A 26992-nucleotide genomic window follows, 5' to 3' on the forward strand; every position below is an offset into this window, starting at 1 on the left:
ATTTATTTTAATTGTGCTACAATTGCTTTGGCTTTTTCTGCTTCTTCTGTATTGCCATAACTAACAACTATATAATCTAAAGCTGCTTTATATTCTTTCTTTGTTTTAAATTTACCTATTGCTAGTGCCTTTAAAAGTTCGAACTTTGGTAATAATGCAGCATTTGGGATTGAAGGCAGAAATGCATCAATCTGTGTAATTACCTCATTAAACTTATCGTCTTTATACAAATAATACAATTCTTTATACTTACGCTCTACCTCATTAACCTCTACTTCATCACTAAAAACTACATTAGGATTTAAAATTACCTGCGCAAACTTGGTTTCTGAATATTTTGTAAGTATTACATTTTTATATTGTTCAGCTTCAGTTTCGTTGTCTAAACTTGTGTATAGTTGATATAAATGCCAATTTATGGGTAAGACTAGAGCTTCATCTTCATTCAAATCATTTACTCTTTCTAACCTCTGTTTGGCCAAATCTAAATTTTTAAACTGCTCTTTATAAATCAATCCTAATTCATAAAGTGCTTCATTTCTAGTAATTATTAAACTATCTATTTCTGATTGTTCTTTAGGTATTGTACTTAAATAAGTATCTAAATCGTACTTTATATTAACTTTATTTACTGCAGTTGAATCTTTAGTTGCAATACCAATACTTGCTTTTTCAGACCATCTCCAATTATCTTCTAACCTTCTATTGCCCCAAATTTTAAAGAATTCTGATTTTCCAAAACTTAAAGATTGGCTATTGTAAAAATACCATTCTCCTTTTTTTGCTGGTTGCAAACCACTTATTGGATTCGCAAAAGCCATTTGATTTAGTCTTAATTGTGCTGCAGCTTCATCTGCCTCTTTAATTTTTTCTATATAATTTTCGAAAAAGGTAGTTTGCTCTTCTTTTGTTAGTGTTGCAATTCTTACAATACTATCATTTGTTTGCACAACATCTTCAAACTTTATAAGCGATGCTAAGTTTTTATATTTACGTTTAATTCTTCGAATTCTAAGGTTTAAAGTGTCTTTGGTAAATTGTAAAACACTGTCATAATAAGCACTTGCATTTTGATATTCTGCTTCTTTGAATGCTAAATTTCCTAAATTTTCGTAGGTAAAAGTTTTTTGTTTATCACCTGCATTTGCTGCTCTTAAAGAATTGTAATAGTTGTTTTTTGCCAATTGAATACTATCATTCTTTTCTTGTAGCACTGCTGTTTGATAATACAACTCATCTAAATAAGGCCTATTTTCTCTGTCTTTAATTAGTTCTTGAAGTGTATTTAAAACCACAACTGAAATAGAATCGTTTGTGGTGTTTCTTGCCAGTTCTATATTAGCATGAATTTTATACTTGTAAGGCGCTTTTTTAAAATTTGCTAATCTATTGTAAGTTAAGTTAGCAGAATCTTTTTTATCCTCTAAACTATAAATTTGACCCAAAACAAAAAGGTTTCTAGCTCCTTGTGCTTGGTTTTCTAAAGTTCTAGTAGCTAATTGTAAATGTTTTTTTGCGTTCTGCAAACTGTCACTTTTCACATAAGCCATAGCTAATGCTGTATGTGCTTGCTCTTTTATTCTATTTGGTAAATCTGCTTCTAAAGTATCTCTAATTACCAACAAGAGTTTCATAGATTCTATTGCAGTTTCTTCATTATCTAGCCTGATATTGGTTTTAGCTCTCCAAATTTTTGTTTCAGCAATTAAATCTGCATTAGGATAATTGGCAATAACATAATTAAAAGCTTCTACTGCAGGTATGAATCTTTGTTGATAATAACGTGCTTTACCTAAAAGTAAATAGGCATTATCAATTTGTCTATTTCTTTCAATACCATCTATATTCATTCCATGCTTCTGAATTGCTTTTACAGCTTTTTCTTCTGCTCTTTCAAAAGTGGTAGTTGGTTTCTTATCCTTATCATTATTAAAGCCACTTCCAATATTGTTGTTAAAAGTAGGTGCAATAATTTTATCTTCTTCAAATTCTATAGGCTCTAAAGGTAATTGCAGAAACCAATCATCTGTGTAACTATTGTTGATTTCGTCTATACCTTTATCAAAAGCATTATTACCATTAAAAAGGATGTTGTACTTTGTTGTTAAGGCATGATAATTTCTACTAATTACAGAATCTTTTTTAGTGCTGCATGAAGCAATTACAGCAATAAATGTAAACAAGATAAGGTACCTAAATGTAATTTTCAAAACTGGCGATTCTAAAATTAGTTCTTTAACAAAAGTTAAAAGCTGTAATTTACAACTATTTTCTAGCGAAAATAGTATAAATACAGCTTGTAAAAATAATAATAAATTAAAGATTGACTAATTACACAGCAAAATAGCTTTCTAATTCTTGCAAGGTTTCTGCAGATGTAACAATATCTTTAACCACTTTTCCTTTATCTAGAACTACAATTCTTTCGCAAACTTCTGTTACATGTGTTAAATCATGACTAGAAATTAAGACTGTAATTTCTCTGTTTTCTGTTAATTCTTTAATGATTTTCTTTAGCCTAATTTGTGTTGTTGGATCTAAGTTGGCAAAAGGTTCATCTAAAATTACCACTTGAGGATTACCCATCATTGCAGCTACAATACCTACTTTTTTCTGGTTTCCTTTACTAAGGTCTCTTAAATATTTCTTTTTACCTATTATTTCTTGATTGAAAAACTCATCAAACTGATTGATAAATTTTGTAACATCTGCCTTATTCATTCCTCTTAAATCGCCCACAAACTCAAAGTATTCTTCTGCTGTTAAATAGCCAATTAAAAAAGATTCATCTATAAAAGAACCTGTAAACGCTTTCCAATCTTCACTAGTGTTTACTTGTATATCATGATTTACAATAGCACCAGTTGTTGGCCTAATTAAATCTAATAAAATATTAAAATATGTTGTTTTACCTGCACCATTATTACCTACTAAACCAAAACTTTGGCCAGTTGGAATTTCTAATTCGTTAATATTTAAAACCTCTGCAGATCCGTATTTTTTTGAAAGTTGTGTAGTTTGTATCATGGCTTGTTTAGTTTTCTTGATTAAATGCGTGAATCATTACATACTTATTTGTAATGTATTTTTTTGTGATGGCTGTCATTAATTTTTTATGAAGTGCAATACCAATAAAACCTAAAACAGCTAATGTAATGGTTGCAATTTCGAAACTTACCAACCAATTTATTATACCAAAAATAGCCATTGGTAAAAGCATTAGAGGCAAACCAATTAACCATTGTACAGCTCCTGTTCCTTGAAAGTTAAAGGCTGCTTTTTCATCTAAATTAATTTTTTTTCTGTTAAATGTTCCTCCATATAAAATTACATGAGTGTTTACACCAACATTGTAAATCATGGCTGCAAAATGAACCAATAAAACTTTCCAACCAAAGTAAACATAAGGTATACCCAACACAAATAATGCAACAACACTAATTGTCATTATTGTAAATTTAGATTCTAAATAACGTTCATATTTAAAATTCTGACTCATTAACATTTTGTAATAACTACTATCCCAAGCAGGAATAAACTGCCCAAAATTGATTAAAAATGTACCTGTAGAAAAAATACCAACTAAAACATACATAAACTGCATGTCTTTGTACATTGGATTAGGATAGAATATTAAACCATATAACAAGCCAACCAAAATCATCCAAACACCAGATTTGGTTCTTTTGTTTCTCCACATTAAACGTAAGTCGTTTTTTATGAATGGCGCTAAATCTCCTAATTTGTCTGCAAAAGATAAATCTGATGCATTTACTTCTTTGGTTTTTTCAGAAATAACAGCATCTAAATACACTTCGTTTCTAAGCTGTTTATAATTTATACTATATAAAAGAGCGAGCAATGCAGCAAAAGCAAATACCATTATTGGGTTCATGTAAATAAAATCGAAACCTTTACCAATAAAACCTGGTAGATTGAACCAATTAAAATAGTTAACCAAATACCCTGCAACTATAATTGTAATTAAAGCAGCAAATATCTTAGTGTTTTTATTAATTAGAAAATTTAAATAATTTACTGATTGAATAATAAAAATCATGGTAAATAACCAACCTAAAACTCCTAATACATTATAACCTTGCATAATTAAAACCACTGCAAATGGGATGTAGAAGAACAAACTCATAATATTAAAAAATGAGAATGATGATTTTACCAAAATAAAATGAACAATTTTACTTTTTGGAATTGGTAAAGTTAGCATGGGTTTAATATTCATTACAGGCAGTTTCTGCATGAGGTACCTAAAAATTAAATCGCCCACAATTGCATAAAGCAAAAACGCATTAACTACTACTAATGGGTCTTGGTCTGGATACATTTCTTTTAAAATCCAATAACCTCCAATACCAATTATTAAAAAACTAACTATAAAGTAGAGTGCAAAAAGCACTAACAGAATGTTTAGAAAAACACTTTTTTGCCAATTTGCGGCTCTAAAATATTGTTTCCATTCTAGGTTAAGAAAATGTGAAATCATAAGTTTGGTAAATTAGTTCGAGTATAAGTAGTTGATATGCAGTTTTTGTTACAAATTTTTGACCATTTTATATTCTGGATACGTTTCTTGTAATAATTCTTCTGCTTTTTGAGGCAATACATAATTAGAAACGTAAAAGAATATTACTAAAACAGTAACTGTTAGAGCAATGAGTAATAGCCAATACACATTTAACCTAGAAAAATCGAAATCTGTAAGATTTATGAAATTAAATAGGTTGATAAACGTAAAACCTGTAAAACTGTTTTTGGTGGTGCCAATCATTGCTTCTAGTAGAAATATCTTTTCATCTGTCTTTTCTTTTGCTTTGTGTTCTTTTCTAATTTTATAAACAGCAATCATTTCAAAAACCACTAAAATTAATAAAACACTTACTATTGCAATTTCTGCAAATGGAATTTGCATCAAAAAGAAAACACCAAAAAACATCAATAATGTTGTAAGTAATTTTGGTAGCGTAAACCATTCTTTTGCAAAACGTAAAAGAAGTTTCCAATAGCGTTTATCCATTTGTTTTTGTTTGGCAGCTATAACATCCATAAAGCCAAAAATTCCAAATTTTTTAAATGATTTATCTCTAGCTTCTTCAAAAGTAATTTTCGGATTTTCGATCCAAATTTGCTCTATATCATTCGCTAAATGATCTACCAATTCTGTTTGTACATCATAATGATATACATAATGTTGCCTTGTAAATTTATATAAATTGTCTATTTGACTTTCAGTTAATTTCATATCAATTAATTAGGACATTTTATATTCAGGATATGTTTGTACCAACAACTCTACTGTCTTTTTAGGAATTACAACTAAAGTGATGTAGGTAATAATTAAAAATGCTGTAATTAAAATAGCAGAGAAGGCTCTTTTAAAATCGCCCATAGCTAAAAATTCTTTTGCACTAGAAACTGGAAAATCAAAAAAATAGATAAATATAAGCGATGTATTTCCTAAACCTTGCATGTTTAAAACATGCTCAAAAAGCCATTTTTTTTGAGTTTGTTTTTGCTTTCGTTTTAATTTGCGAGTATTATTAATAAGCATAATAAACTGAGTAATAGTGCTTGTAATGAATATTCCTAAATAAATTTGATATCCAAAAGAATATTGCTGTAGTTGATAAAAACCAAATAAAAGTAAAATTGTTAAAACGATTTTAGGCAAACTCAACCATTCTTTCGCAAATTTTAAAACTAGTTTAAAATATTTTTTTGTCATTTGATTTTCTTTACTTTCTACAACATTCATAAAGCCAAAAATTCCAAATTTTTTAAACGATTTATCTCTAGCTTCTTCAAAAGTTAAATTTGGATTTTCTAAACAAATTTCCTCAATATCATTCGCCAAATGATCTACCAACTCTGTTTGCACATCATAATATTCCACATAATGTTGTCTTGTAAAGTTGTAAAGGTTTTCTATTTGACTTTCAGTTAATTTCATAAACTTAGTTCTTTTTTAATTCTTTCTACTTTTTGAATAGATTCACTAAAAAGTTGATAACCAGAAAAGGTAGCCAATGTAAATATGGGTAATAGAACAACTAAAAGTATTTTTTGGTAAAAATCATCTAATAAGCTTGAAAATTGTAAAGGAAGATTTATCATAATTAAAGCAAAACCGAAATAAAAAATACCATAATCTAAGTGTACAGATCTACCATGTTTTTTAAACCAAAGTTTAATAGTTAACACAAAAATTGGAATTGAAACTAAAATATAACAAGAAAAATTGACCAATCTAAAATCTTTAAAACTCAAAAAATCATACAAGACGTAATTTACAATTACACCTAAAATTACTAAAAGTAAAATGTTTGGATTTTTTAAATACCTTTTAATATTTTGGAAGTATTTTTTTCTATAATACTTGTTTACATTTTGCCAACCTTTAGTGTTTACATTAAACAAATTATTATAATATCCGATTCTTTTTAAAGAATTATTCAGTTCTGTCTTAAAATCTCCGCTTTTTGCATTTTCTTCTAAATCTGTTGCAATATGATCTATAACTTCTAAGCGCAAATCCCAATATTTAACTCCACCAGATTTTAGTCTTTTATCTATTTGGGTTATTTGTTCTTTCGTTAATTCCATCTTATATTAATATATTAGGATACTGTTCTTTAACGGCTAATTTATTTTGTTGGTACACATATTCTCCAGACCAAAAGAAAAGATACAACAGCGTAAAACAACCAATAAATAGGGTGTTGTGTGTTGTGTTTGCTAAGCTTTCTAAAGATCTGCTGTAACTAAATTGCAACATCATTACTAAAATATGAAACACTTGCATAAAACCTAAAGTTAAACTAAGACTTAAAAATGGCTCTTGCTTGTTTCTTTCCTTTGCTTTGTATGCTGAAATAAACATTAGTAAAACAGCAAAAAGAAATAAGCTTAGAAAAAAGTTTTCTATATTAGAGAAAAGAAATTGTGCTTTGAATAGAACTATAAATAATAGAGCTGTAATTAGAATCTTAGGGATTTTAAAAAAGGATAATAAGTTATACAAAGACTGTTTAAAAAACTTTATTGTTACAGATTTTGTTTTCTGTTTTAAAAGTTTACTAAAGCCTTTATCAGAAAAATTTTTATGAATAACTTCTATTTCTCTTTTAAAGTTTAAATCAGGATTTTCATCTAATCTTTGTTCTAAAATATTCGCAAAATGATCTACCAACTCTGTTCTTACATCATAATATTTTATGCCAGAAACATAAATGTAATTATGTAATTGTAGTAATTGTTCTTTAGTTAATTCCATAGCTACAAAAATTATTCTAAACCAAATTTAGGATTCACCAAATGTTGCATCGTTTTTAAAAACTCTTGCATTTCTTCTAATTTGTTGGCAGTTTCTCTAGTTCCATTTTCTGTCAATTTGTAATATTTACGCAATCTATTACCCACTTTTGCAACCTCTACATCTAACAAACCATCAGCCTCTAATTTGTGCAAAGCTGGGTACAATGCACCTTCAGTAATTTTTAATTCACCTTTTGTTAATTCTTTTACTTTTTGTGTTATTTCATAACCATACATTTTAGTATTACTTGCTAATAATTTTAAAATGATGGTTTGTAAAGAACCTTTGTATAATTTCTGATTTCCCATAAGTGAACTATTTTACTATGATAGTAACAAATATATACATAATTTTCTAATGCATAAAAATCTTATGTATATAAGTTTTATGTATAAAAAAAGCCTGAAATAAATTTCAGGCTATAAATTCTACAGTAGATTATTCTATTTCTCTACTTTTAAAACTTCGCTAATAACTCTTTCTAAATCTGCTTTTGGTAAAGCTCCATTTGCCATTTGTGGTTCTCCTTCTGAAGGACAAAATAGCATAGATGGTATACTTCTAATTCCAAATGCAGCAGCAAGCTCTTGTTCTGCTTCTGTGTCTATTTTATAAATATCAATTTTATCTCCATATTCTTCTGAAAGTTCTTCTAAAATTGGTGCCAACATTTTACATGGTCCACACCAATCTGCATAAAAATCTATTACTGCAGGTCTTTTACCTTCAAACTTCCACTCTTTATTTTCTTTAAAATTAAATACCTTTTCTAAAAACGTTTCTTTCGTTAGATTCTCTGTCATATTGTTTTATAATTTAGTACAAATTTAGTCGAAGAATATTTAAAACTCTTACAAAACGCTCTAATTTGAAATTTATATGTTAATTTATTGTAACATTTTTAGAATTAAGCAACTAATAATCAATTAATCAAAAACAGAAATAATGAAAAGCGTTCAAAAACTATTGTTCACAACTGCTATAGCTTCTATAGCTTTTGTTTCTTGTAAAAACGATAAACCAGAAGAAGAAAAAGTAGCTGGTATTGTATTAGAAAATATGGATACCTCTGTAAAACCTACAGATGATTTCTTTAGACACGTAAATGGATCTTGGTTAGACAATACCGAAATTCCTGATGACCAAACTTCTTGGGGTGGTTTTAATCAACTACGTAAAAAAACAGATGCAGATGTTTTAGAAATTTTAAATGTAGCCATTCAAGAAAGAGATTTCCCAAAAATAAAAGATGCACAAGGAAATGAAATAGATTCAGATCAAGAAAAAGCAGTTAACTATTATGAAACCATAATGGATACTGTTGCAAGAAACAAACAAGGCAAAGCACCTGTTATGCCTTATTTGTCTAAAATTGATGAAATTGTAACTAAAAAAGATATAGAAACATATTTAACCAATATGGCTCCTTATGGAGGAGGAGGTTTTTACGGTTTTGGTGTTTTTAACGACCTTAAAAACAGTAGTCAGTATGCAGGTTATATGGGTGGAGGTTCTTTAGGTTTAACTAGAGATTATTATGTTGATGCTAAAGTAAAAGATAAGTTAGAAAAATATGAAATTTTTATAGCTAAGATGCTACAAGAATTTGGTGATGATGAAGCAACTGCAAAACAAAATGCGGCTACAATTGTGGCTTTCGAAAAAAGTTTAGCCGAGCCAATGATGACTAAAGAAGAAAGCAGGGATATTAGAAAGTTATACAACCCAATGTCTATAGAAGAACTTCAAAAATTAGCACCAGCTATAGATTGGTCTGCTCATTTAGAAGGTATTGGTGTTGGAGACTTAGAAACTGTTATTGTAACAGATCTAGGTTACTTTAAAGAAATGAGTAATATTTTTGAAAATAGGTCAGTAGAAGACATCAAATTATTGTTACGTTGGAACACAATTAACAGTGCTTTAGGTGCTCTTTCTACAGATTTAGAAACTGCAAACTGGGAGTTTTATAGTAAAGAAATGCGTGGAGCTAAAAAACAACGTGCAAGAGACGAACGTGCTTTAAACAATTTAAATGGAGCAATTGGTGAAGCTTTAGGTAAATTGTATGTAGAAAAAATGTTTCCTCCAGAGGCTAAGAAAAAAGCAGAGGAAATGATAGATAATGTAATGCTTGGTTTTGAAAAAAGAATATCACAATTACCTTGGATGAGTGAAGTTACTAAAGAAAAAGCTTTAGAAAAATTACACAAATTAACGGTTAAAATTGCTTATCCAGATGTATGGAAAGATTATTCTGAATTGCAAGTAAAAGGTTTAGAAGAAGGTGGCTCTTATTTTGAAAACGTAATCAATGTTACAAAATGGAATTATAACCAAAACATGAATAAATTAGGTAAAGAAGTAGACAGAACAGAGTGGGGCATGTCTCCACAAACTGTAAACGCTTACTTTAATCCTGTAAACAATGAAATTGTATTTCCTGCAGCAATTTTACAACCTCCCTTTTACGATTATAGAGCAGATGAAGCTGTAAATTATGGTGGAATTGGTGCTGTTATTGGTCATGAAATATCTCATAGTTTTGATGATTCTGGAGCACGTTTTGATGGTGATGGAAATCTTAAAAACTGGTGGACAGATGCAGATTCTGAAGAATTTAAAAAAGCTGGTAAAAAGTTAATAGATCAATACAGTAATATTGTTGCTATAGATAGCATGCACTTAAATGGTGAGTTTACCTTAGGTGAAAACATTGGAGATTTAGGTGGTGTACAAGCTGCTTATGAAGGTTTACAAATTTTCTTAGAAAAGAATGGAAGACCAGGAGAAATAGATGGCTATACTCCAGAACAACGATTTTTCCTTTCTTGGGGTACCATTTGGAGAACTAAAATGAGAGATGAGGCTCTTAAAAATTTAATAATGACAGATACTCATGCTCCTGGAATGTATAGAGCCTACATGCCTCTTAAAAATGTAGATGCATTTTATGCTGCTTTTGATGTTAAAGAAGGTGATAAAATGTATTTAAAACCAGAGGATAGAGTTAGTATTTGGTAATAAATAACATTTTTAAAAGTATTTAAAAGCATTCAAGAATATTCTTGAATGCTTTTTTTGTAAAAATATACTAATCTTAAAAAATAAATTGTAACTTGTACTACTAAACCCCTAGTCAAATACCAGGTATTTGATTTTTAATTTTTATAGTTATCAGAAAAGGTGCCCCCTACATACTCCTTTTACTACTACTTAGTACACAAGTTCTTGTTTCTCAAGAACTGTTGAAACCTGTTTTAGAATTTACCAATGCTTGTGCTAGTGATTCCTTCAATTCTTACCAATTAGAAGTAACATTTATCAATAATGTATTTAACTCTGATAATGAATTTACCATTGAACTATCTAACAAAGATGGTGATTTTACTACTCCAACTGCTTTAAAAACAATTTCTGATAAAAACAGTGCTTTTAGATTCACCTCTGAGTTTCAAATACCTGTAAATACAGCTGGTGCTAATTATAAAATTCGCGTAAAATCTTCATCACCAGAAACCTATAGCCCAGAAACAGATTCTTTTGAAGCCTATTACATGTCTATAGATATGTTAACCTTAAATAATTTTGAAAACGTTGTTCTTTGTGAAGGTGATAGCAAAGAAATTATTGCTGATGGCAATTCAAATAATGAATATCAATGGTATAAAGATGGAGAGAAATTAACTCTTGGAGGCAATTCTCTATCTGTAAATTCTCCAGGATTATATTACTGCGAAATTTATTACGGCTCATGTAATTCACCAGCAACCTCTAATATTGTAGAAGTTAGCACTAGTGATGCTACAGAAGCTCAAATTTTAGGAGATACAAATGTGTATCTGTGTGAAAACGATACTTACCTTCTTGAAGCAAGTGTTAATAATAATTTATATACTTATTCTTGGTTTAAAGACGGAGTAAAAGTTACTAGTTTACCTGACTATACACCTTCAATAACCATTTCTGATTTAACTGATTTAGGCTCTTATACTCTAGAGGTTACTAATGAGTTTGGATGCAGCTACACATCTAATTCAGTTACAATAGAAAATGTAAATACTGATTTTTCTGTTGAAATTAACACCGCAAATTCTATTAATATTTTTGCAGGAGAAAGCAAAGAGCTTTCCATTACTCACGATGCTCAAAATGCAGAAATTACTTGGTTTAAAGATAATATTCAGGTTCCAAATTCCAACTCACTTAGTATAAACATTACAGAACCAGGAACGTATTATGCTACTGTAAAAAGTACTTCTAATAATTGTACTGAAACAAAACCTTCTGAAAATATTGTAGTATCTAGTTTCATAGAATTTGATGCAACAATAATCACAGCTACAGACTACACAGCATGTGATTCATCAGATATACAACTAAGTTTAGCTTCTGTAAAAGCTATAGATATAAACAACGTTTCTTATGATTTATCTGATGCTCAAATTGCTCTTTTAAATTTTGAATGGTTAAAAGATAATACAGTTGTAAATGGAGCTACAGAAAAGCAAATCAACATAAACACTTATGAGAATAATGGGGTTTACTTTCTAAAAATAACTAATGGTGCAATTGCCTCAAAATCTAATAGTTTAGAAGTAAGTTTAAAGCTACCTGTAATAGATATAACTTCTAGTAGCACATCAAATTCTTATTGTGATAACAAACAAATTACGCTTACTTCAAGTGTAAATTTGGGTTTAAGTTATCAATGGTATTTAAACAGTACTGCAATACCAAATGCTATAAATGAAACTTATGATGTTTCTGAAACAGGAGTCTATTATTTAGAGCAATCAGACACAAATGGTTGTATAACCACGTCTAACGAAATTGCAATTACTAATGTAGATAGTGATTTTACCATAAGTACAAATTCAACTTCTGAAACATTCATCCTATTTGGAGAAACAAAGGTTTTAGAAATTACTCACAATGCAGAAAACCCTGTAATTAATTGGTTTAGAAATGATATTTTAATTTCTAACTCAAGCTCTACAAGTTTAACCATTAATGAAAGTGGTACTTACTATGCAACTGTTACAAACACTGTAGATGGATGTTCTGAAACTAAAAGCTCTGAAAATTTCATTGTAAATTCAATTGAAAGTTTTAACGCTAAAATTGCAACCTTACCAAATTATGTTGAGTGTACATCAGACAGAACTCAGTTGTTATTAGAAAGCATAAAAGCTGTAGATGTAAATCAAAATGTGCACGATTTAACCAGTGCTCAAATTAGTTTACTCAGCTATAATTGGTACAAAGATGATGTTCTTTTAAACGGATTTACCAACAATCAATATACCATAGATACACATGTAGAAAATGGAAACTATGTATTAGAAGTTACAAATGGTAGTATAAAATCTAAATCAAATTCATTAGACATTGTTTTAGGTGTTCTTGAGCCTGTAATTAATTCAAACGATCAAACAAATACATTCTGCAGCACCAAACAAATTATACTCAGTTCTACCCAACAAAATGGAGTTTCTTATCAATGGCTTTTAAATGGTTCTCCTATTTCTGGAGCAACAGAAGCTACTCTAGAAATAGATGCTGCAGGTGCTTATGAAATTGAGGTTACCAATAAAGAAGGTTGTGCAAAAACTTCGAACAATATTGTTATTGATAATTTTGACACTAATTTTACAATAGCTACTTCTACAGGAGCATCAAGCGTTATTTTAGATGGCGAAACTAAAGTACTAACCATTTCTCATAATGCTCAAAATGCCATAATTACTTGGTTTAAAGATGATATAGAAATTCCAAACTCAAATACAAATTCTTTAACTGTAACACAGCCTGGTATTTACTATGCTATCGTAGAAAAATCTTTAGATGGATGTTCTGAAACTAAAGCTATAGACGCTATTTCTGTAAATGCTGTTGAAAGTTTTACAACTACAATTACTGCTTTACAAAACTATTCTGAATGTTCTTCTTTACAAACTCAGCTTACTTACAATAGCATAGAAGTAAAAGGTAAAAATGGTGGTATTTATGAATTAACTTCTGGTCAAATAGAACTTTTAGAATTTGAATGGTATAAAGACAACAATATAATTACAGGTACTACAAACAGTGCTATAACAATCAATAATTATGAAGAGAATGGAAGCTATTTTCTTAGAATTAGAAATGGTGCTATAACATCAACATCAAATACTTTAAACATAAAATTAGGGCTACCAGAAATTACAATTTCATCAATTGATGATACTTATGCCCTTTGTTTAAATAAAGAGGTAGTGCTTTCTACCACACAAATTAATGGATTAAGCTACCAATGGTTTTTTAACAATGCAGAAATTGTAGGTGAAACAAATTCTACTCTAGAAGTTATTGAAGTTGGTAATTATACAGTGGAAGCTACTGGATTTGGGTGTTCAAGAATCTCGGATCAAATTGACATTAAGTCTTTTGATGGCAATTCTATCGAATTTAATTTCGATAATGAAATAACCATTCAAGAAGGAGAAACAATTACCATTTCTGCAAATGGAGCTGATACTTATGAGTGGTTTGATGAAGATAATAATCTTATTGAAACCTCTTCTAGTGTAGACATAAATAAAGCTGGTAATTATAGAGTAGTTGCCTATTTAAATGGTTGTTCTATAGAAAAATTCTTTACTGTTCTTGTAGTTTCAGGCAACATTTATGTGCCCAATATTTTAACGCCAAATGGAGATGGAGTAAACGATTCTTGGAAAATTCCACCTGAGTTTGCATTTAAAAACAATATAGAAGTAGAAATCATTTCTAATGCTGGACGAACTGTTTTAAGGCAAAAAAACTATCAAAATAATTGGCCAGACATTAATATAAAAACAGCCAGTTTATATTTCTATATCATAAGAGATGAACAGAATATTATTAAAAAAGGTACCATAAATATTTTAAAATAAGTGTGTAGAAAACAAAGACATATCATTATTTTATTTTGTACAGTAACATCACTGTATTCACAAGATTCTGTGGAAAAGATTTTTAATCGATTTTCATCTCAAAGTTTTGTGAAACAGAACACCTATTTACTGAACCCAACTTTTACTGTGGTTAATGAAACTAATAAATCAATTGCCATTTTAAGTAGAAATAGCTTTATAGGTTTTGAGGGTTCTCCTGTGCTAAACATTCTTGGTTTTTCTGGTAGAATTGATGAAAACATTGGAGCAGGAGTTGGTATTTACAGACAAAGAATTGGCGTTTTTACCAATTTTGGAGCCATTGCAAACTACGCTTATAAAATACAATTAAGTGCCAAAAGTAACTTGTCTGTTGGGTTTAACTTTATGTTTAGCCATTTTGATCTTGATAGAACCAGAATTGTTGACCCTGCATCAGATGCTGTAATTTTCAACTTTCAAGAAAAAACGAATATGATTTTACAATCAGGTATTAATTACAATTATGGCAAGTTTAATATTGGTGTTAATTTAAGAGATATTGTAGATTATAATTTAAAAGAAGGCGAGTTTATTACGCCTTTTTCAGAAAAGTCTTTTTCTATTCATGCTCAGTTTACTGAACCTTTAAAAAGTAATATTAACCTATTAAAAGATGGTGTTTTACGATTTTTTTATAGCGCTAATTACAATTCTAACAGCAGCTCTACAGGTAATGTTTTGTTCGATGTTCCAAAATTGGGTTGGATACAAGGTGGTTATGATGATTTCTTTGGATCATCAGCAGGTTTAGGTATTAGGCTATCTCAAAAAGTAGCCATTTCTTACGTTTATGAAACTGGTAAAAATGATTTAGGACCAACAAGTGAGCTAGGTATTGTGTATTCATTTTCTAAAAAACCAACAAATACAATTACTTACAATACATCACCAAAAACTGAAATTGATACTATAGAAGAAAATTTGATAAATACAGAAACTGAAAAAAATGAAACTCAAAAAATTAAAAAAGACACTATAAATTCAAAACAAATAAAAATTGTAAAAAATGAGGATGATGTATTATCAATCAACAAAAAAATAACAGCACTTCAAAATCAGATTGATAGTTTAAAAGCTATAAATAAAACCAAATCTATCAAAAATGAAAAAGATAGTATATCCCTAAAAAATAAAATCGAAGAATTTCAAAATCAGAAAGACAGTTTATCAATAGAAAATAAGAACAAAAAACTCCAAAATGAGAAAGATAGTATATTAATAAAAGACAAGCTTAAAACCTCTCAAATTAGAAAGGATAGTATAGCTGAAGAAAAAAAGAAAACTGCTGTTTTACCTAAAATGGAAATCATTAAAAAAACAGATGATCTAGAAGAAGGTTTTTACCTAATTGTAAATGTTTTCTCGCAAGAAAAGTATGCAAATTCTTTTGTAGAAAATTTAAAAGAAAATGATTTAAACCCTAAATATTTTATACATCCTATTAAAAAATACAGGTACGTATACATATCATTTTCAAAGAGTAAAAGAGAAATATTAAAATTAATTTATAACAATGTGAACGGAAAATATGTTCACGATAAATGGATCTTACAAGTAGAAAACTAACATTCATAATACCCCCACAAGATGAATACCCAACAAACCCTAAAGAAGTGTATAATTGCATTGATTGTAATTATAAGTTTTGCAAATCAATCGTACTCACAAACTTTCGTAGAATTTAAACAAAGGCTACAAAATGGAGGTGTAAACCTTAAAGGAGACATCACATTTATTGCAAATAGTATTGTAAGTAAAAATCAAGATGGTACTGTACCCAATGATGATTATAATGGAAGTCAAGGAAATAATAAGCTAAATTTAGATTATATAGATATAGATAATGATGCATCTACATTTTCTTCAAGTAAGGCAGCATTAAATTTACCAAGTTGTTCTAAAGTAGTTTTTGCTGGGTTATACTGGTCTGCTGTTTATCCTAGAAAATACTGGAATGACGTAAATAGTACAAGGGATACTGAGGTTAACACCATTAAATTTAAGTTACCTAATGAAGAATATCAAGACGTTACAGGTGATGTTATTTTTGATGGCCCAACCATTTCAGGAACAAAAGAGAAAATTGTTTACACTTGTTTTAAAGACATCACTTCAATTATAGATGCACAAGATTCTCCTAATGGAGATTATGTTGCAGCAAATATTAAAGCAACTGTTAGAGGAAAAAGTAACACTGGTTCTTCTGCAGGTTGGATTATGGTTGTTATTTATGAAAACGAATTAGAGCCAACAAGAAGAGTATCTATTTTTGATGGTTTTACAGCTGTAAAAGGAGGTTCTAACTCTGTTAATGCAGAAGTTTCTTACTCTGGTTTTAAAACCATACCTAATGGACCAGTAAGAGCTAAAATGTTAGTTGCTGCTTTAGAAGGTGATAAATCGATTAAAGGAGATCGTTTTCAAATGAAAGATGTAAATGGAACATTTCAAACACTTTCTACACCAAACACAAATCCAGCAACAAACTTCTTTAATGGTTCTATTACCATAAATGATCAATTTTTAGCCAACAGAAATCCTAGTAGTGAAAACACATTAGGTTTCGATGCTGATGTGTTTAACTTAAACAATATCAACAATCAACTTATTGCAAATAATCAAACAGATGCAGATATCAAATTAACCACAAGTGGAGATGGTTATTGGGTATTTCTAAATGCAATGAGTGTAGAAATTATTGAACCAGATATAGAACTTGTAAAAACTATAGAAGATGCAAATGGTAATGATATTTCTGGAGGTGAAGTGAATCTTGGTAACGAAATTTGGTACAATATTGCCTTTAGAAATAAAGGAAATGACAACTCAATAAATACCAAAATTGTAGACAGATTACCTAAAAATGTAGATTTATTAGAAACTGAACTTATTGTTCCTTTAGGAGTAACTTATACTTATCAAGCACCAACAATAGCTAACGAATTTAGAGGAGAACTTGTCTTTGATATTCCTGATAATTTAGTTGAATTAGGAGACCCAACATACAACATAAGACTAAAAGTAAAAGTAGTAGAATCTTGTAATGAATTAAGAGACGTTTGTTCTAACATTATTCAAAATCAAGCTTTTGTAGATTACACAGGAGAAATAAATGGAGTAACCACAAATAACACTCCAAGCTATTTTGGGTTAGATGCTTGTAATAGAGGTTATGAAGGGCCATCTAATTTTTTAGCAGATGTAGATCAATGTACTTACGAAAGAGAAGAAGTATTATGTACAGATACAGTAGATTTAACAGCAGGTGCTGGCTTTTTATCTTATACTTGGAAAAATGCAAATGGAGATGTTATTGGAGATACTCAGACAATTACTGTAGATAAAGTGGGTACATACACAGTAGACAAAGTTGCTCCTGTTGGTTGTATTAGTAGTCAAGAAATTATAAATGTGGTTTCTTTTATTACACAACCAAACCCTGTAATCGATTTTGCAGATGAAGTTAAAGTTTGTTCAGATGATGGTTCTGAACTTTCAGAAATTTATTTGTGTGGTACAGAAAGCACCAAACTTATAAAAACAAATATCTATAATTCAAATACCATTTTATGGCAAAAGCTAGATGAAGATTCTTGTATAGATGATAGCAGTGCAGATTGCCCAAATACTAACAGTTCTTGTACTTGGAACACTATTAAAACAGGTAATGATTATAGTGCAAATGAACCAGGTAAATACAGGGTAGAAATTAGAGCACAAGGTGGTTGTTTTAAACGTTATTATTTTGATGTTTTTCAAGCAACATTAGATCCTTTAGTAGATAAAACAGATTTAATTTGTGGTACAATTGGTAATATCACTATCAATAATATTCCAGCAAATTATCAATTTAGTTTAACTAATGATATTAATGCTTTTCAAGATAGCAACTCTTTTGATATTACTGCTGCAGGTAGCTATTCTGTGTTTATCAGAAAAAAAGGCGGTTCTACAACTTCTTGTGTTTATGAATTGCCTGCAATAGATGTTTTTGAAAAAAATATAGAAGTAGATTTAATTGTAAATCAAATTCAATGTTCAGATTCTGATGGTACTATTAGAGTACAAGTAAATAATGTAGATGGCGAATATGTTTATCAACTTTTAAAAGACGGTCAACTGCTATCTGAAACATCTCCAAAAATAGACAATGATCATACATTTGTTGTTTCTGAAGCTGGTGTTTATACAGTAAAAGTAACAGCACCAAATAGCTGTTCCTTTGAGGGTAATGTTACCATAACAAAACCAGAACCTTTAGCATTAACTGCTGTTACTACTAAAAATATTAGTTGTACAAATGGTAGAATAGACCTAACAACTACTGGAGGTAACCCTATTTATAACTATGCAATTTGGTCTATAGATGGTGTAGAGCTTTATGCAAACCCAACCACAATTCCTATTATGGAATTTTTTACAGATAGCTACTTAGAAATTGAACCAGGAAATGAAGGCGTATATCAATTCGTAATTGTAGATGGCAATAATTGTTTTACTTTTTCTAATCCAACAGAAGTTATTACAGAACCTTCATTTACGTTCTCTGAATCTATACAGAATGTGAGTTGTAATGGAGATCAGAATGGAAGTTTTTCGTTAACTCCAGATCAAGATTTAAATAATTACACCTTAAATTATAGCATAGATAATGGTACAAATTATCAAACCGAAAACTTATTTAGCAATTTAACTGCAGGAAATTATAAAGTATTAATTAGAGCCACTAAAGCTTTAGACACGTGTAATTATATAAAAGAGATTACCATATCTGAAGCTTCAAAAATTTCTGGAAATGCTTCAATTACTCAAAATTATACATGTATAACAGATGGAACCATAACTTTTGATTCAGTTTCTGGGGGTAATACACCTTACACTTACAGTATTGATGGTGTTAATTTTTTCGAAGAAATAAGTTTCCCAAATTTAACTGATGGCATATACACACCAACCATTAAAGACGCTAATGATTGTACATTAGTACTTCCTGATATTACTATAAATCCTTTGCCAACTGCACCTAATTTTACTACTAGCTTAACCTACTCTTGTACAGGAAATGCAACCATAGAAGTGTTACCAATTAACGCAGGCTATTTATATAGCTTAGATGGTAATCCTTTTACAAATACCAATATTTTTAGTGATGTTACAGAAGGCAATCATACTATTGCTATAAACATAGGCAGTGAGTGTTTAGAAGAAGTACAAGTTACTGTTTTACCCAACCAAGGTTTTGAGAGTTTTGTTGCAAATTCTACAGATATTTCTTGTTTTGGTGATGCTAATGGTAGTATAACTTTAGAAGCGAGTAACTACAACACAGCTTTTGAATATTCTTTAAATGGTGGAGCTTGGATAACTGCAAATACATCACCCTTAACTATAGATAATCTAGGTAAAGGCGATTATAATATTCGTGTAAAATCAGATAGTTGTGAGCTAGATTTAGGAACAACTACTATAACTGAACCAAATGAAATACAAGTTGCAGCAAACATAATTCAAGAAGTTTCTTGTACCAATAATACTGCAACAATAGAAGTTTCTGCAACTGGTGGTAACCCTCCTTATCAATACTCAATAGACAATGGAGCAACTTGGGTAGATGATATTACAAATGTAACTGCTGGCAATTATAACATTAAGGCTAGAGATACCAAAGGTTGTATAGCTGCTGTTGATGCTACAATAACAGTAGATTCTCCAAGCTCATTATTAATTGATACCAATGTTACTAGTTGTTTTAATGGTGCAAATGGAGAAATTAAAATTGATGTTACTCAAGGAAATGATAACTATGTATTTCGTTTAAATAATGGTCCTTGGCAATCGCCAACTGCAGCAAACCCAAATACATTTACCTTTAAAAATCTACAACCTAATACATATACAGTTGAAGTTAAAGATGGTTTTTCTTGTGAAGTTTTAGAACAAAATATCATCTTAAATGATCAACTAAATGCTAGTATTGTAACATTAGATATTGGTTGTAATCCTGGTACAATAAGCGTTTCTGCAACTGGTGGAGATGCAAACTATGTGTATGCTTTTATTAGTGCAAGTGCTACAATTACTGATGCTGATTTTGCTACAGCAAACACCCAAAATATTGCAACTGCAGGTGATTATAAGGTTTATGTAAGAGACAACAATGGTGCTGCTAATTATTGTGAGTATTTAGATACTGTAACAATCACAAAAGCCCCTGATTTAGACATTACAGCTACTGTAATTCAACCAAAATGTTTTGATGAAAAAGGTAATATAACTTTAGACTTTGTAGGAGGTAAAACACCTTATGCAATTACCATAACCAATACTTTAGGTTTTTCTGATACAATTACAGATATCTATACTAGTAGTAAAGAATTCTACAATTTAGATGCAGACAACTATACAATTACTATTACTGATGCAAATAATTGTACAAAAACCATCAATACTTTAATTGAAAACCCTGTTGAATTAACAGCTACAATAAATCCTATTTTACCAACTTGTGGTGTAACAGATCTTAATCAATTTGGAGTTGAATTTATAACAGCAACAAGTTATGCACCTTATACCATTGAGTATTCTATAGATAATGGTACTACTTGGTCTACAAACAATACGTTTATGGGCATAAGTTCTGGAACATTATTTACACCTATGCTTAGATTATTAGAAACAGATGGAGTTTCTGTTAGATGTACAAAAGTGCTAGATAATTTTAGAATGCCATTTCATGTATCTAATTTAATTGTTAGCTCATCTGCAACTGGAGACTGTAAAGACGGTTTTCAAGTAACAGTAGAAGCACAAGATGGTGTTGCTCCTTATGAATTTGCTGTAAATTCTACAACAAATTGGGTGTCTCCAACAATTGTAAATGGAACAACTTATGTTTTTGATAATTTAACTCCAGGTTTAGGATACTACTTTTATGTAAAAGATGCAACAGGTTGTATCAAAGAAAATAGTGTAGATATTTACGATCAATTTACACCAGAAGTTGATATTTCTGCAACTGTAACTAATGAAGCCTGTGCTACTGCAGATACAGGTGAATTAACTTTCGCTATTGATGATCCTAGTAATAATTTATCTGGAACTTTAAATTGGCAATTGTTTAACGTAGATACCAATGTAGGTATTAGAAATGGTTCTCAAAATAACTTAAATGATATAGTAGTTTCTAATTTACCTGCAGGTAATTTCTATTTAGTAATTACAAATAATGCATGTTCTTGGGGTAGCAGAAATGCAACAATAAATAAAGGTGCAGCAATTAACGGAACTGTTTCTGTACTAAGAGAAATTACTTGTAATCAACCAGGAATCGTAAATATAGATGCCATTTCAGGTGGTTTTGGTAATTATACATTTACGCTAACAAGTGCAAACTTTGTTAACCCAATTACAACACAAGACAGATCTATAGAAATTGATGTTAATAATTTAGTTGATGCCACACTTGCATCAACTATTAATGTTTCTGTGTCTGATGAATATTCTTGTTTAAAGGATTTAGGTAATGTAATTATTAATACTAGTGAAAAACCAGAAATACAAGATATCACTAGTAATTTATGTTCAATAAACAACAGCATTACCATAAATGGAACAAAAGGTTTAGCTCCATATTTCTATTCGTTAGATAATGGTTCAACTTTTCAATCTGATGCTAATTTTTACGATTTAGCTGCAGGTAATTATAAAGCTATCATTATGGATAGTAATGGTTGTTTAAGTCTACCAGAAAATGTAACTATTTATCCTCCTTTAAATTTTGAGGCCACTATAAACAAAAATTTAGATTGTACTTTAAATAGTGATGCTAACATAGAAATTAATGTTTTACAAGGTTCTAATAATTACGAATATGAAGTTGTAAACAGTTTAAATACAGCAGTAATTTCTAGAACTGCTTTGGCTTCAGCTACTGAAACTATTCAGTTATCAGATGCAGATGTTTATACCATAACTGTTTTCGATGTAACAACTAATTGTAGTAAAAGTATAACAACAGAAGTCTTAACTAAAGAAGAACCTACGTTTACTTTTAGCGTAGATAATAGCACGTGTTCAGGCAATAATTCTGGTACTATAGCATTACAAAACAGCAACTCTAGTTTAGATTATACATATACAATATCACCTTTATCTGGTAGTTTTAATGCTACAACCAATAGTTTTATTGATGTTGCACCTGGTGTTTACACAATAACTGCTTTAGCAAATAACAATTGTACAATTGTAGAAGCAAATGTTACTGTAACTGAATTCGATCCTATTCAAATTCCTACTCCAACAGTTACAGATTTTTCATGCCTTACAGGTAATACTGCAATAAACGCAAGTATTTCAATAGATACCAACTTAATAATTGGTGGAAGTGGAATTTACACACAAATAGATTTCTTTAACAATAAAGGAACAGCAACAACTGTTGATGATGTTATTGTTCAATCAGGAAATAACAACTCTTTCATTTTAAGTGATACAAATGGTGGAGATTTTACAATTGTTGTTTATGATGATAAAGGCTGTTCTTCATCTATCCAAACAAGTATCAACGCATTTAATGCATTAACAGATTTATTTGTTGCAGAAGATGTAAATGCAGATTGTAAAAACGGAGCCTCTATTTCTGTAACAACAAATACAGAAGTAAATGGTGCAAACAAATCGTTTACAATTTCAAATAATGCTGGTTTTTCAGAAACAAATACAATAGGTGTATTCACAGATTTAGCAGAAGGTGATTATACAATTGGTGTAACTAATTTAGATACAAACTGTTATTTAGAAACCAATTATACTATTGAAAATGTAAATGAATTTAAGATAATTCTACAAAAAACCAACGATTTAAGTTGTGCAAATAGTGCAACAGGTAGTGTTTCTTTTCAGTTTGCAACTACAACAGTTTACACTGGTACTTATGATTATGTTGTAATTGATAAAATTACAAATACACCAACAACATTTACTGGCTCAGGCTCAGGAGAAACTATTCTAAATGGAATTACAGAAGGTGAATATTATATAAAAATTACACAGTTAGATTCGCCTTTTTGTGATGTAGAATCTACACCTTTTTCTATAGAAGGTCCTGCAGAAGCATTAGATTTTACATTTAATACAACACCTATTACCTGTGTTTCATCAAATAGTGGAACTTTATTGATAGATGCTTTTGGTGGCTGGCAAGAATATCAGTACCAATTAGCAACCTCATCAGGAACAATTGTACAGAATTACAGCACAAATAATTCTATTGTAAACTTAGTTGCAGAAGATTATATCATTTCTGTAAAAGACAAGTTTAATTGTGTTATAGAAAAAACATTCTCATTGCAAAATCCGCTAGAAATTACAGCAGATATTACTGTATCAGATTTGGTTTGTTTTGGTGAAAAAGATGGCGCAATTACTGTATCAAATGTAGCAGGTGGTCAAGGAAACCCTGTAAAATATTACTATCAAATTCAAAAAGATAATGGCACTTTAAGTGTTAAACAAGAAAGTAATGTTTTTGATAATTTAACAGCAGGGAATTATACAATTACTATTTCAGACGAATATTCTTGTACTAAAACTTATAGTGTTTTAATTGATAATCCTGATGCTGTATATGTAATTGCAAATATTACAACTGGTATTACTTGTTCTTCTAATTTATCTGAAGTTACACTTAATGCAATTGGTGGATCAGGAAATTATACATATAGTAATGACGGAATTACGTTTACCAATTCTCCAATATTTGAAGTTACAGTAGGTACACATCAATTCTTTGCAAAAGATACTAATGGTTGTATTTCTGAAGCTTCTGCAATTGTAGAAATAGATGCTTTAAATCCGCTAACTGCTATTTTAGATACAAGTGCTGCCAATGTTAGTTGTGCTGCAGAAAATGGTGCTGTACTAAGTGCAATTGCAAGTGGTGGATTTGGAGATTATGAATATGAGTTATTAGATAATGCTGATGTAATTCTACAAAACAGGCAAAATGACAATAGTTTTAATGGATTATCATCAGGAACCTTTAAAATTAGAGTGTATAGTGAAGATTGTGTTTATACAACAGAAAGTTATACAATTACAGAACCTGTAGCCTTAGAAATACAAACACCAGTTGTAGTTTCTAACATTAGTTGTTTTGGAAATTTAGATGGTAGAATTGTTATAAATGCAACTGGAGGAACAGGAGAATTGGTGTACAGTATAGATCAGATTAAATATGAGTCTATTAATGTTTTTGATAATTTACCTGCAGGTATTTATAATGTAACAGTTCAAGATGAAAGTGGATGTTTTGTAAGTGAAACTGTAGAAATTATAGAGCCAGATCAACTATCATCTAATGCAATAAACATTAAAGAAGAGTTATGTTTAGGAAGTAAAAATGCTTCTTTCGATTTAGAGATTACTGGTGGAAACCCTCCTTACAAAACAAGCTTAAATGGTGCTCCTTTTATAGAAAATCAGCTTTCATTTCAAAACTTAGAAGGTGGTAAATCTTATGTTATTTTTATTGAAGACGCTCAAGGTTGTGAAGATTTTATTGTAGTACCTCTGCAAGAAGCTGTAGAAGTTAATTTAAGTACAAACACTACTTTAAGTTGTACAAATTACTTATCTACAATTGAAGCATCAGTAAATGCTTCATCATCAGATAAAGTGCAGTACTCAATAAATAATGGAAATGCACAAACATCAGGTATATTCACAGATTTAGCTAGCGGTACTTATACAATTACTGCAATTCATGAAAATGGTTGTGAGGTAACTGTGCAAGTAATTATTGATAATCCAATTCCATTAAGTATTGATACTGTTTCTGCTCAAAATATTCTTTGTTTTGGAGAAAATAATGGTTCTATTACTGTTAATGCTTTAGGTGGACAAGGAATTGTTAACTATAGTATAGATGGCACTAATTTTCAAACTGATAACACATTTACAAACCTTGCAAAAGGAACTTATCAAATAACAATTAAAGATGAGTTAGATTGTGAAGTTGTATCTACAGATGTTGTTATTGATGAACTAGCTGAACTAAAAGTAAGTTTAAAAGACATTCAGCAACCAACTTGTTTTAATGAGAATAATGGTGGTTTTGAAATTGAAATTGTAGGAGGTACTGCTCCCTATCAAGTAAAATTAGATAATAATAGTTTTATTCAAGACCAACTTATTTTCTCAGATTTAGAAGGTGATAAATCATATCAAATTGTTGTAAAAGATGCCAATGATTGTACCACTAATCTTACTGTAGATTTAGAAGCAGGCGTAGCAATTAATTTAGCTACAATCAATAGTCTAAACTGTAGCAATTACTTATCTACAATTGAAGCATCAGTAAATGCTTCATCATCAGATAAAGTGCAGTACTCAATAAATAATGGAAATGCACAAACATCAGGTATATTCACAGATTTAGCTAGTGGTACTTATACAATTACTGCAATTCATGAAAATGGTTGTGAGGTAACTGAACAAGTTATAATTAATAATCCTAATCCACTTATAATAGAAGAGGTTTCAACAGAAAACATACTTTGTTTTGGGGGAAACAATGGTACTGTTGTTGTTACCTCTTCAGGTGGACAAGGAACTGTTAGCTATAGTATAGATGGCACTAATTTTCAGACCGATAATACATTTACAAACCTTGCAAAAGGAACCTATCAAATTACAATTAAAGATGAATTAAATTGTGAAGTAGTATCTACAGATGTTGTTATTGATGAAGTAGATGAGCTAGAAGTAAGCTTAAAAAACATTCAACAAGCAACCTGTGTTGGAGAAAGTGATGGTGGTTTTGAAATTGAAATTGTAGGTGGTAATGCACCTTACAGAGTACAATTAGACAATGGTAATTTTGTGCAAGATCAGTTTATATTCTCAGATTTAGAAGGTGGTAAAACATATCAAATTGCTGTATTAGATGCAAATGATTGTACTACCAACTTTACAGTAGATTTAGAAGCAAGTGTAGATTTAGACTTAGTATTATCTCCTGAATATACTTGTAATAATAATGCTACTGTTTTTGCTTTCGTAGATGATCTTTACGAAGGTGAAATTACCTACACCATTAACGGAAACAACCATCAACAAGAAGGTATTTTTATTGATCTAGTTCCTGGTAATTATACAATTACAGCTACACACAAAAACGGTTGTTCTGCTAGTGAAACTATTTCTATTAAATCAAACCCTGATATTATTTTAGAAATAGATACTTCAGAAATTAACACCTTAATAGCTAATGCTTCTGGTGGTGTACCTCCATATTCTTACAGCATAGATAATGGTCCATTTACCCAAGAGAATACATTTATTATTACAGAAACTAGAATTTACAATATTGCTGTAAAAGACAGTAGAGGTTGTATTGAATACGTGGCTATTTTAGGTGAGTTCATAGATATAGAAATTCCGAATTTCTTTACACCAAATGGAAATGGGAAACACGATTGTTGGTATCCTACTAAAGTAAAAGAATACCATAATATAGAAGTTTTAATCTATGATAGATATAGTAGATTAATTAAAAGATTTAAAGGCGTAAACAATTGTTGGGATGGTTTATACAATAACAAACCACTTCCTTCAGGTGATTATTGGTACGTAATTTATTACGATCAAAAACCACAAGTAAGAAGAAGATTAATGGGCAACTTTACTTTATACAGATAAAAAA

The 26992-nt window shown here is 29.9% G+C and carries 13 protein-coding genes; 4 read left to right on the top strand and 9 right to left on the bottom strand.

Features of this window, described 5'->3' with window-relative positions:
- Nucleotides 1-2: 2 nt before the first annotated feature.
- The 9 genes from porW to trxA all read right to left on the bottom strand — a co-directional run bounded on the left by porW (nt 3) and on the right by trxA (nt 8133).
- Entirely contained in the window at nt 3-2210 is a 2208-nt protein-coding gene (gene porW, locus LPB302_RS08895; protein WP_053973879.1) for a type IX secretion system periplasmic lipoprotein PorW/SprE, read from the bottom strand.
- Nucleotides 2211-2331: 121 nt separating this feature from the next.
- Nucleotides 2332-3027, bottom strand: coding sequence for an ABC transporter ATP-binding protein (locus tag LPB302_RS08900; RefSeq protein WP_053973878.1), 696 nt, complete (start codon nt 3025-3027; stop codon nt 2332-2334).
- Between the two features lie 7 nt (nt 3028-3034).
- The gene (locus LPB302_RS08905) at nt 3035-4501 is read right to left on the bottom strand and encodes a DUF5687 family protein (protein WP_053973877.1); all 1467 of its coding nucleotides are present in this window, start codon (nt 4499-4501) and stop codon (nt 3035-3037) included.
- Nucleotides 4502-4549: 48 nt separating this feature from the next.
- Nucleotides 4550-5257 carry a hypothetical protein gene (locus LPB302_RS08910; protein ID WP_053973876.1) on the bottom strand — a complete coding sequence of 236 codons (708 nt, stop codon included), beginning with the start codon at nt 5255-5257 and terminating at the stop codon, nt 4550-4552.
- Between the two features lie 9 nt (nt 5258-5266).
- Entirely contained in the window at nt 5267-5965 is a 699-nt protein-coding gene (locus LPB302_RS08915) for a hypothetical protein (protein WP_053973875.1), read from the bottom strand.
- Nucleotides 5962-6618 carry a hypothetical protein gene (locus LPB302_RS08920; RefSeq protein WP_053973874.1) on the bottom strand — a complete coding sequence of 219 codons (657 nt, stop codon included), beginning with the start codon at nt 6616-6618 and terminating at the stop codon, nt 5962-5964. Before LPB302_RS08920 ends, LPB302_RS08915 begins: the two co-directional genes overlap by 4 nt.
- A 1-nt stretch (nt 6619) precedes the next feature.
- Nucleotides 6620-7288 carry a hypothetical protein gene (locus tag LPB302_RS08925; protein WP_053973873.1) on the bottom strand — a complete coding sequence of 223 codons (669 nt, stop codon included), beginning with the start codon at nt 7286-7288 and terminating at the stop codon, nt 6620-6622.
- An 11-nt stretch (nt 7289-7299) separates the two neighbouring features.
- Nucleotides 7300-7638: a PadR family transcriptional regulator gene (locus LPB302_RS08930; protein ID WP_053973872.1), complete on the bottom strand. Its 339-nt coding sequence runs from the start codon at nt 7636-7638 to the stop codon at nt 7300-7302.
- 135 nt (nt 7639-7773) lie between these two features.
- Complete coding sequence (gene trxA / locus LPB302_RS08935; RefSeq protein WP_053973871.1) at nt 7774-8133, bottom strand: thioredoxin; 360 nt, start codon at nt 8131-8133, stop codon at nt 7774-7776.
- A 142-nt stretch (nt 8134-8275) separates the two neighbouring features.
- Between trxA and LPB302_RS08940 the strand changes: the two genes are divergently transcribed.
- The 4 genes from LPB302_RS08940 (at nt 8276) to LPB302_RS08955 (ending at nt 26988) form a co-directional block, all read left to right on the top strand.
- Complete coding sequence (locus tag LPB302_RS08940) at nt 8276-10354, top strand: M13 family metallopeptidase (protein WP_053973870.1); 2079 nt, start codon at nt 8276-8278, stop codon at nt 10352-10354.
- Nucleotides 10355-10578: 224 nt separating this feature from the next.
- On the top strand, nt 10579-14247 hold the full coding sequence (locus LPB302_RS08945; protein WP_053973869.1) for a T9SS type B sorting domain-containing protein: 3669 nt from the start codon (nt 10579-10581) through the stop codon (nt 14245-14247).
- Nucleotides 14248-15855, top strand: a complete 1608-nt coding sequence (locus LPB302_RS08950; protein ID WP_074613506.1) for a PorP/SprF family type IX secretion system membrane protein — start codon at nt 14248-14250, stop codon at nt 15853-15855.
- Between the two features lie 21 nt (nt 15856-15876).
- On the top strand, nt 15877-26988 hold the full coding sequence (locus tag LPB302_RS08955) for a T9SS type B sorting domain-containing protein (RefSeq protein ID WP_082329768.1): 11112 nt from the start codon (nt 15877-15879) through the stop codon (nt 26986-26988).
- The last annotated feature ends 4 nt before the right edge of the window (nt 26989-26992 follow it).

The sequence above is a fragment of the Polaribacter dokdonensis genome (assembly GCF_024362345.1).
Classification (GTDB): Bacteria; Bacteroidota; Bacteroidia; order Flavobacteriales; family Flavobacteriaceae; genus Polaribacter; species Polaribacter dokdonensis.